We start from the raw sequence: 884 nt of genomic DNA on the forward strand, positions 1-884 counted from the left end.
AAGCTTTGATTGTTTTTAGTGATAGTTTCTAATAAGCTTTGTAAGTCTTTTTGATTTAAGTGTTTATTATTTGCATCTACAAAGCCTTTTTCACTTTGCATTAAAATAAAGCTTTTATTTTTTACATTATTGTTGATATATACATTAATAGAACTATCTTTAGAAAGATGAATCACTTCTTTAGCATTTAAATAAGCTTTAGTATCATCTTTTAAGATAAAGCTATAATGATCAAAGTTATTAATAGTATTTGCTTTTATATTTGTATTTAATATTAAATGATTATTAGTACCATTTTTATGTGTTAGAACTTTTGATACAAAGTTATTATCTTTTTTAGTTTGCAAAAAGCTTCCTGCTAATACTTCTATATTGGTATTGTTAAAAATATTAGTATTACCACTTAGATATAAAGTATTATTATAGCTTTTATCATTTTCACTATATACACCAGAAGCGCTTATAAATATAGCTTTGTTGTTTTTATACTCATCTATATTTAAATTATTTATATGAGTATAATTATCATGAGTATTCTTAGCTATACCTGCACTAATTATTATTTCCCCTTCTCTTTTATCAGAAGCTGTACCTAGGGCTAAATTATCAAAGATAAAAGTATTATTAGCGCTTTCATTTTTTGCATTAATAATATATACATTAGAACTAGCTGCACTTGAATAATCTTTAATATTTAAAGTATTATCATTAGCATTTTCATTAGCTCTTAAAATGATTTTAGAACCTTTATCTATATTAGAAGCATTAGATAAAGATTGCACCATATTATATTTTATAGTGTTTTTTTCTAAATTATCAGCTTCTATAATAGCAGTGAGATTTCTACCTGATTTTACATTATCTAAAACTATACTATTAGCATT

The 884-nt window shown here is 23.2% G+C and carries 1 pseudogene; it reads right to left on the reverse strand.

From position 1 onward, the window contains the following. Positions 1 to 884, reverse strand: a pseudogene (locus L8X33_RS08630) (hypothetical protein); the annotation flags it as partial.

It is taken from the genome of Campylobacter sp. CNRCH_2014_2849, from assembly GCF_025772845.1.
In the GTDB taxonomy this organism is placed as follows: Bacteria; Campylobacterota; Campylobacteria; order Campylobacterales; family Campylobacteraceae; genus Campylobacter_D; species Campylobacter_D lari_D.